The 9,277-nt window shown below is 66.2% G+C and carries 6 protein-coding genes; 4 read left to right on the top strand and 2 right to left on the bottom strand.

Annotated elements, in window-relative coordinates; all coding sequences use genetic code 11:
- Positions 1-29: 29 nt before the first annotated feature.
- Positions 30-3,878, bottom strand: a complete 3,849-nt coding sequence (locus tag ACFWFI_RS37170) for a GH92 family glycosyl hydrolase (RefSeq protein WP_387399262.1) — start codon at positions 3,876-3,878, stop codon at positions 30-32.
- Between the two features lie 497 nt (positions 3,879-4,375).
- On the opposite strand from ACFWFI_RS37170, the gene ngcE reads away from it, so the two are divergent.
- The 3 genes from ngcE (at position 4,376) to ACFWFI_RS37185 (ending at position 7,813) form a co-directional block, all read left to right on the top strand.
- Entirely contained in the window at positions 4,376-5,824 is a 1,449-nt protein-coding gene (ngcE, locus tag ACFWFI_RS37175; RefSeq protein ID WP_387399264.1) for an N-acetylglucosamine/diacetylchitobiose ABC transporter substrate-binding protein, read from the top strand.
- Positions 5,825-5,874: 50 nt separating this feature from the next.
- A complete protein-coding gene (locus tag ACFWFI_RS37180) occupies positions 5,875-6,798 on the top strand; it encodes a carbohydrate ABC transporter permease (protein ID WP_387399266.1) in 924 nt (307 codons plus the stop codon).
- 97 nt (positions 6,799-6,895) lie between these two features.
- Positions 6,896-7,813: a carbohydrate ABC transporter permease gene (locus ACFWFI_RS37185; protein WP_387399268.1), complete on the top strand. Its 918-nt coding sequence runs from the start codon at positions 6,896-6,898 to the stop codon at positions 7,811-7,813.
- 125 nt (positions 7,814-7,938) lie between these two features.
- Here ACFWFI_RS37185 and ACFWFI_RS37190 read toward each other — a convergent pair whose 3' ends face one another.
- On the bottom strand, positions 7,939-8,514 hold the full coding sequence (locus ACFWFI_RS37190) for a TetR/AcrR family transcriptional regulator (protein ID WP_387399271.1): 576 nt from the start codon (positions 8,512-8,514) through the stop codon (positions 7,939-7,941).
- 68 nt (positions 8,515-8,582) lie between these two features.
- On the opposite strand from ACFWFI_RS37190, the gene ACFWFI_RS37195 reads away from it, so the two are divergent.
- The gene (locus ACFWFI_RS37195) at positions 8,583-9,170 is read left to right on the top strand and encodes a dihydrofolate reductase family protein (protein WP_387399273.1); all 588 of its coding nucleotides are present in this window, start codon (positions 8,583-8,585) and stop codon (positions 9,168-9,170) included.
- The last annotated feature ends 107 nt before the right edge of the window (positions 9,171-9,277 follow it).

Raw genomic sequence — 9,277 nt, forward strand, 5'->3', positions numbered from 1 at the left:
CCCCCGGCGCCGTAACTCCGGTCAGACGATCAGGAGATCAGCTCGATCTCCGCCAGCGTCGCCGCCTCCGTGCTGACCAGCCGGTACTTCTCGTACGCCTTCGGCGCCTGCACCGAGAACACCCTGGTCTGCTTGTCCCAGGCGAACGTCTGGCCGGACCGCTTGTCGAGGTCCTTCCAGGACGTGCCGTCCGTCGATCCCTGCAGCACCCAGCCCGTCGGGGCCTTCGCCGCCGTGTCCGAGGTCAGCGTGTACTGGACCGCCTTGGTGCCCGCGGCGGCCGGCAGCTCCACCGACTCGACCGGGGCCGAGGTCGCGGAGGTGTTGTCGTACAGCGCGCCGTCGCCCTTGAGCACGTCGCCCTTCGGAGCGGGCACCTTGTCGTCCTTGGTGATGGAGACCGGGGCCGCGTCCTTGCCCGTGCCCCACGACGAGGGCTTGGAGCCCATGTCGAACTCCAGCACGCCGCCCTTGGCGAGCAGGTCGTGCGGCAGCGAAGTGGAGGTCCACTTCTTGCCGTTGACCTTCAGGCCCTGGACGTAGATGTTCTTGGCGCTGTTCTTCGGAGCCTTGACGACCAGGTCGCGGCCGTTCTCCAGGTGCACGGTCGTCTTCGTGAAGAGCGGCGAGCCGATCGCGTACTCTCCGCTTCCCATGACCAGCGGGTAGAAGCCGAGCGAGGAGAAGAGGAACCAGGCCGACTGCTCGCCGTTGTCCTCGTCGCCGTGGTAGCCCTGACCGATCTCGCTGCCGGTGTACAGCCGGCCGAGGACCTCGCGGACCTTCTCCTGGGTCTTCCAGGGCTGCGACGCCGCGTCGTACATGTACGTGGCGTGGTGCGCGACCTGGTTGCTGTGGCCGTACTGGCCCATCCGGACGTCTCGCGCCTCGGTCATCTCGTGGATCACGCCGCCGTAGGAACCGACGAACTCGGGTCCCGCTGTCTCCGGGGTGGAGAAGTAGGTGTCCAGCTTCTCGGCGAGGCCGTCACGGCCGCCGTAGAGGTTGGCCAGGCCGCGGCTGTCCTGCGGGGCGGTGAAGGCGTAGCCCCAGCCGTTGGTCTCCGTGTAGTCGTAGCCCCAGACGCGGGGGTCGTACTGGTCGGAGGGCAGGCGCCAGTCACCGTTCGCCTTCTTGCCCTGGAAGAAGCCGGCCTTGTCGTCGAAGAGCTTGACGTAGTTCTGCGCGCGGTTGAGGAAGTACTCGGACTCCTCCTTGTAGCGCTGCTTCTTCGTCTTCTTGTAGAGGGCCTGGCCCATCTGCGCGATGCCGTAGTCGTTGAGGTAGCCCTCCAGCGACCAGGAAAGGCCCTCGTGCGTCGACGTGTTGGCGTACCCGGTGAAGACCGAGGTGTCCATGCCCTTGCGGCCGACACCGGAGGACGGCGGGGTCACCGTGGCGTTCTTGACCGCCGCGTCGTAGGCCGCCTCGGCGTCGAAGTCGACGCCCTTGACGTACGCGTCGGCGAAGGCCACGTCGGAGCTGGTGCCGGTCATCAGGTCGGAATAGCCGGGCGAGGACCAGCGGGAGATCCAGCCACCGTCCTTGTACTGCTGGACGAAGCCGTCGACCATCTTGCCGGCCTGCTTCGGGGTGAGGAAGGAGTACGCAGGCCAGGTCGTCCGGTAGGTGTCCCAGAAGCCGTTGTTGACGTACACCTCACCCTTGACGATCTTCGCGCCGGTGTGGGTCGGGGTATTGGTGCCGGTCTGCGGCGAGAAGGGGCTCGCGTAGGTGCTCTTGCCGTCGACCTGCTCGAAGCCCGAGTTCGGGTAGAGGTAGAGCCGGTACAGGCTGGAGTAGAGCGTGGTCAGCTGGTCGGCGTTCGCACCCTCGACCTCGATCTTGCCGAGGATCTTGTCCCAGGCCTTCTGCGCGTCCTTCTTCACCTTGTCGAAGGAGGCCTTCGCCGGAAGCTCCATGGCGAGGTTCTTCTTCGCCTGGTCGACGCTGATGAGCGAGGTGGCCAGGCGCAGGCCGACCTTGTGGTCCTTGCCCGCGTCGAAGCGGAAGAAGCCGGTGACGTCGTCACCGCCGCCGCCCTTCAGCTTGCCGCTGTCCGTGACCGGCGCGTCGAAGGAGCCGTATACGAAGAGTCGGGTGGCCCCGGTGGAACCGCCGCTCTTCACGTCGGAGTAGCCGGTGAAGGAACCGGTCTTCGCGTCGAGGGTGAGACCGCCGTCGTTGGAGACGTTGTCGAATACGAGGCTCGCGTCGTCACCGGGGTAGGTGAACTGCATCCGCGCCGCGTGGTCGGTGGGCGTCATCTCGGCCTTGAGGCCGTTCTCGAACGTCACCCCGTAGTAGTGCGGGGTCGCCGTCTCGTTCTCGTGGCGGAACGGCAGCGCGCGGGCCGTGCGGGAGGCGTCGGGGGTGCCGGAGGCCGCCGACGGCATCATCTGGAAGGTCTGGCGGTCGCCCATCCAGGGGCTCGGCTCGTGGCTGGCGCTGAACGCCTGCAGCGTGGGCAGGTTGTCGTCGTTGTTGCCGCGCGAGTAGTCGTACAGCCAGCTGGTGGAACCGGCGTTGGTGACCGGCGTCCAGAAGTTGAAGCCGTGCGGGACCGCGGTGGCGGGGAAGTTGTTGCCGCGCGAGAAGCCGCCACTGGAGTTGGTGCCGCGCACCGTGGACGCGTAGTCCGAGAGGTGCGCCTTGCGCTTCTCCGGCGCCTTCGGGGCGATCGAGATGTCGTCGACCCAGCCCTGGAACTTCGACGGGCCCTTGGGGGAGTCGTACGCCACCAGGATCCGGTCGACGGTCTTGCCGGCCGCCACCGTGCCGATCCGCGAGGCCACGCTGTTCCACTGGTTCACGTACAGCCGCTTGGCGTCGGCCTGGCCCTGCGGGGTGAGCAGTCCGCCGTGGCTGTCGGTGGCCTTGAGCTCGCTCAGGTAGGTGCCGTCGGTGAAGGCCAGGTCCACCGCCACGTGCGTCGCGGGGTAGCTGAGGTCCGTCTCGCCCATCTGCGGGTAGACCAGGTAGGAGAGCTGCGTGTCCTTCGTGACCGCCGTATTGACGTCGAAGACCTTGTTGTACGAGTAGGCACGGCCGTCCGGCTTGTGCGTACCCGCGTAGCGGAGGGCCTTCTTCCCGGTGAATCCGGCGCCCTGCTTGGCGGTGGGGGAGCCCGAGGGTCCCCGGTCGGCCTGGGTGCGCATGTCGTCCGGGGTGGGGGCGGAGGTGTCCCCGTTCGAGAACTGGACGTCGGCGAGCTGGAGAGCGTCGGACGCGCCGTTGTTCTTCGTGATCTCCAGCCGGAAGTGCTGGTAAGCGGTGTCCGTGGTGAAGTCGTACGACTTGGTCTGGAGGCGCTCGGAGAAGGTCTGGCCGGTGCGGGTGTCCAGGTCCGTCCAGGTCTTGCCGTCGGCCGAGCCCTTCAGGGTCCAGTCCTTGGGGTCCCGCTCGTCGTGGTCGTTGGCCGAAGTGAGGGCGTAGGTGACGACCTTGGTGGGCGCGGCGAGGTCGAACTCGACCCAGCCCGTGGGCTCGAAGGCCAGCCACTTGGAGCCGGGCTCCAGGTCGGTCAGGTTCTCCTTGACCTCACCGCCGCCGGTGTTCTCGCCGCTGGCCCGGAGATCCGTGACCTGATCGGTGACATTGCCCGGTATTCCGGAGGAGAAGCCACCGTCGACACCCGATGCCCTCTTCTTGCCATCGGTGCCTTCTTCGACGGTGTTGCGCCAGTCCGGCTGCTTTTCGTCGGTTTCGAACGAGGAGCTGAACGACGTTTCGCCGGACGGCTTCTGCGCGGCGCCGGACGGCTGGGCGAGGGCCGCGGTGGGGGCTGCCAGGGCCATGACGATAGAGGCCGCGAGGACCGCGGCGGAGTGGTTGTGTCTGTGGCGCGAGCCGTGCTGAGGACCACGTAGGGGCTGCATACGGAGCCGTTCCTCCCGGGGGCATGCATTGGACAACGTTGTCATTGTGGGATGCGGGTTCCAGTAGGGAGCCAAGTGACCGTGTGTGTCAAGGGTGTTGCGTGGGGTTGACGCCGGTGATTCGACCGTATTGCGGAAAATGGCGTTTCCGTGCGACGGCGCGCGGTGCCGATGTGTCCGTGAGGTCTCAACTCGGGAAAGACTGCCGCTCAACCATGCATTCGATCTTGCTCAGTTGGCGGCAAGTGGACTATACCTGTCGGCGTCTGCACAGCCGCTTCACAACGGCACGCGGACGCGGGGGAGGGCGGAACAGCTGTGGGCGCGAGAGGTGGCCTGCCGTGCGTTCCCCCGGGACTCCTCCACTGCATCTGGTAATCCGGCAATCTGCACGACCCAAGCGCAACTGACCGCGGTGGCGGGACCCTTCGCTGAGGCGAATTCACTACGGGTGACCGGTACACCGCCTGAGTCCTGGAGAAGGCGAGGACTTGAGCATGGGATCCACCTCCGGCCGCACGAATGAGGGCCTTGGCCGTCGCGATGTGATCAAGCGTTCTGCCGCACTCGGCCTGATCGCTGTTCCGACGATGAGCTTCCTGTCGGCTTGCGCGAGCAGCGACAGCGGAAGTGACGAGAAGGTCGAAAAGGGCACCAAGAGCGAGAAGAACCCGCTCGGTGTCAACGAGACCGCCGCCCTCGAGGTCGTCATCTTCAACGGTGGCTTCGGCGAGCAGTACGCCATCGACGCGGAGAAGAAGTACAACGCGGCTTTCCCCAAGGCTCCGAAGGTCAAGCACGCCGCGACCGAGAAGATCCAGTCGACGCTGCAGCCGCGCTTCAACGGCGGCACCCCGCCGGACCTGATCGACAACTCCGGTGCCGAGCAGATGGACATGGGTGTCCTGGTCGGAAAGAAGCAGCTGCTCGACCTCACGCCGCTTATGGACGCCCCGTCGTACGACGACCCCGCCAAGAAGGTCCGCGACACGCTGCGCCCGGGTGTCCTGGAGATGGGCCAGTTCGACGGCGACCCGGTCTGGATCATGTACTACGCGTACACGGTCTACGGCGTCTGGTACTCCCAGACCAATCTCGAGAAGCTCGACGCGACGTACCCGGAGAACTGGGACGACATGCTCGCGCTGTGTGAGAAGGCGAAGAAGAAGGGCATCGCCGGCTGGACGTACCCCGGCAAGTTCCCGTACTACCTGCCGTTCTCGCTCTACCCCTTCATCGGCAAGATCGGCGGCCGCGAGGTCCTCGACAAGATCGACAACCTGGAGCCGAACGCCTGGAAGGACCCGGCCGTCAAGGCCGCCTTCGAGGCGTACTACGAGCTCTTCCAGAAGGGCTACATCCTCAAGGGCACGCCCGGTCTGACCCACATCCAGTCCCAGACCGAGTGGACGAAGGGCAAGGCGCTCTTCATCCCGAACGGTTCGTGGGTGGAGAACGAGGCCGCGCCCACCACGCCCGAGGACTTCAAGATGATGGTCGGGGCGCCGTCCAGCCTGGACTCCTCCGACAAGCTTCCCTACGGCACGATCTGGGCCTCCGGCGGCGAGCCCTTCGTCGTTCCCGCGAAGGCGAAGAACCCCGAGGGCGGCATGGAGCAGCTGCGCATCATGCTCAGCGAGGAGTCCTCCAAGAACTTCACCAAGTCGGTGAAGTCCCTCAGCGCCTTCAACGGCGGGACCGACGGGCTGACGCTCTCCACCGCCATGCAGTCGGGTGTCGACGTGCTGAAGAAGGCCGGCGACAACGTGGTGAACCCGCGGCTGCAGGACTGGTACGTGAAGCTCCAGAAGGAGCAGATCGGTATCGCCGGCATCGGCGAGATGATGGCAGGCCGCGCGACCCCGGCGGAGACCATCAAGAAGATCCAGGCCTTCGCGGACGCAGCGGCCAAGGACCAGTCCATCAAGCACTACAAGCACCAGTGAGCCACCGTCACCAGCGGCGGCACCCGCTCAGAAATCGGGGTCGGTAAGCGATGCAGCACGGCAAGTACCGGTTCATCGTGGGGTTTCTCGTAGCCCCACTGGCGTTGTACGCCATCTTCGTCATCTGGCCCTTCGCCCAGTCCATCTACTACTCGTTCACGGACTGGACCGGACTGAGCCCGGACTTCCAGATGGTCGGCTTCGACAACTACAGCCGGATGCTCGACGACGACATCTTCTGGAAGTCACTGCAGCACAGTGTGCTGCTGGCACTGCTGCTGCCGCTGGTGACGCTGAGCCTCGCGCTCTTTTTCGCCTTCATGCTCAATGTCGGCGGCCGTCGGCGCAAGAACGCCGCGGTCGCCGGTGTAAGGGGCTCCTCCTTCTACAAGATCGCCTATTTCTTCCCCCAGGTCCTGTCGATCGTGATCGTGGCCCTGCTCTTCCAGTTCGCGTTCAACCCGACGTCCGGAATGCTGAATGCGACGCTGAAGGCCGTCGGCCTCAGGAGTCTTCAGCCGGACTGGCTGGGCGATCCCGATCTGGCGCTGTACTGCGTGATGGTCGTACTGATCTGGTCGACGGTCGGATTCTTCGTCGTCCTCTTCTCCGCCGGAATGGCGTCCATACCGAAGGACTTCTACGAGGCCGCGCTGCTCGACGGCGCCAGCCGCATCACGACGTTCTTCAAGATCACGCTGCCGCTGCTCTGGGACACCGTGCAGTCGGGCTGGGTCTACATGGGCATCCTGGCGCTCGGCGTCGAGGCCTTCACCGCCGTACAGGTCATGACGGTGGGCCCGGGCGGACCCGACTACTCCACCACCGTCCTGCCGCTGTACGTCTACCAGACGGCCTTCCGGGACGCCCAGGCCGGCTACGCGACCACGATCGGCGTGGGGCTGCTCATCGTCACCCTGCTCTTCGCGGGCATCGTGATGCGGCTGGGCCGTCGCGAGCGGCTGGAGTTCTGATGCCGGCCCCCGCGCGGAACGGCGACCGGACTACCGGCGGCACGCAGAACAGTTCGGTCCCGGTGGCCGGCTCGACAGTTGTACGAGGTGAGCACACATGAAGGTCACTGAGACTCCTCCCGCCGTCCCGGCCCCGCGCTCGCCGGTGTCGAAGACGAACGCCCCGGTCGGCGGGCCGGCGAAGAGCAGCGAGGGCAAGGTCCTCAACGTCTTCTCGCACGGTGTGCTGATCATCTGGGCGGTACTCGTCATCATGCCGCTGCTCTGGGCGGTGATGTCGTCCTTCAAGACCGACGACTCGATCCTCTCGACGCCCTGGTCCCTGCCCGACACGCTCCACTTCGAGAACTGGTCACGGGCCTGGACCCAGGCCAGGATGAGCGACTACTTCCTCAACACCATCATGGTGGTGGGCGGTTCACTCATCAGCACGCTTCTGCTGGGTTCGATGGCTGCGTACGTACTGGCGCGGTTCGACTTTCCCGGAAACCGCTTCATCTACTTCCTCTTCATCGGAGGGATGAGCTTCCCGATCATCCTGGCGCTGGTCCCGCTGTTCTTCGTCATGAACAACATGGGCCTGCTGAACTCGATTCACGGGATGATCCTGGTCTACACGGCGTACTCGCTGCCGTTCACCGTCTTCTTCCTCACCTCGTTCTTCCGGACCCTGCCGACCTCGATCGCGGAAGCGGCCATGCTCGACGGCGCCTCGCACACCCGGACGTTCTTCCAGGTGATGCTGCCGATGGCGAAGCCGGGCCTGATCAGCGTCGGTATCTTCAACTTCCTGGGCCAGTGGAACCAGTACATGCTGCCGACGGTGCTGAACACCGACCCGAAGTACAAGGTTCTTTCCCAGGGCCTCGTCGAACTGGCCACCAGCCAGGGGTACAGGGGGGACTGGTCCGGCCTCTTCGCGGGTCTGGTCATGGCGATGCTGCCGGTTCTCGCCGCCTACATCATCTTCCAGCGCCAGGTCGTCGCGGGGCTGACGGCGGGGGCGCTCAAGTAGAGAGTCCGGGGCGCCCGCGGGGCCCGTTCTCCCTCATCACCACGCGCCGGCCGCGCGTGGTGATGAGGCATGTCGGGCTCCGGGCGGCGGTGTGAGGCGGCGGGACGGCCGGGCCGGGTCCCGCCTCACCTTGCCACGATGCGGTCGACCGCGGCCTCGACGAGCCGGTCGCGCTCGGCTTCCGTGAACACCCCGGGCAGCGTCAGCTGTTCGACGATGAGCCAGTTGAAGGCCAGGTAGAGCAGCCGGACGGTGGTGGCGTCGCCGGGCAGGCCGGACTCCTCGTGGTAGGCCACATTGGCCTCGACGTCCGCGCGCACCCGCTCGGTCAGTACCGCCCGCAGCTCAGGCCGCCGGGTGGCTTCGAGGCGCAGTTCCAGCAGCGCCAGATAACCGGTGCGGAAAGCGCTGATCCGGCCGATCAGCTCGTGCGTCAGCGCGATGTAGGTCTCCCGGTCCGGTGAGCTCGACCGCTGCCGCTCCACCGTCGCCTCGTCGGGCTGGAGCCGTTCGTAGACCCGGGCGCCCGCCTGGGTGAGCAGGTCGTCGCGGTTGGCGAAGTAGTTCGAGGCCGTGCCGTTCGGGACCCCGGCCTCGGTGTCCACCGCCCGGAAGGTCAGTCCACGCGCGCCCTCCCTGGCCAGTACCTCGATCGAGGCATCGACGAGGGCTGCCCGCCGCGTGTCGTTCCTGCGAACCATTGACACCACTCCAGATGTAGTACTACGGTCAAACCACTTCAAGTAGAGTACTACGAACGGGGATGTTCATGCGAAAGCTCGTGTACTACGTCGCCGTCTCCATCGACGGCTACATCGCGGGGCCGGGCGGGGAGTTCGACTTCTATCCGCAAGGGGACGAGGAGCAGGCCACCGCCTACGCCTCGTGGGTCAACGCCCGGTACCCGGAGACAGTCCCCACGTTCGTCCGCGCCGGAGCGGGGCTGACGGACGCGCCCAACCTGCGCTTCGACACCGTGCTGATGGGGCTCGGCGCCTACCGTCCCGGACTGGACGCGGGCTTCACCAGCCCTTACGCCCACCTGCGTCAGTACGTCGTGTCCAGCACGCTGGCGCCCGACACCGACCCGGCCGTCACCGTGGTCGCCAAGGATCCGCTCGCCCTGGTGCGCGACCTCAAGCAGGAGGAGGGTCAGGACATCTGGCTCTGCGGCGGCGGCCTTCTCGCCGGCGCCCTGCTTCCCGAGATCGACGAGCTGATCATCAAGAGCTATCCCGTGGTCGCCGGGTCCGGTATCCCGGCTTTCAGCGGGGAGTTCGACCCCACCCTCTTCGACGTCGCCGACCGGAACTCGTTCGACAACGACGTGACGGTCACCCGCTTCACCCGGCGCTGAGGGCTTCCCCGGCGGGGTGGTGCGCCACGCGGCCGGGCTCCAGGATCTCCAGCCCCAGCGTGCCCTGGCCCGCGATGACGTCGGGGTGGTCGAAGGGGTGGATGAAG

This window comes from Streptomyces sp. NPDC060209, assembly GCF_042728155.1.
Lineage (GTDB): Bacteria > Actinomycetota > Actinomycetes > Streptomycetales > Streptomycetaceae > Streptomyces.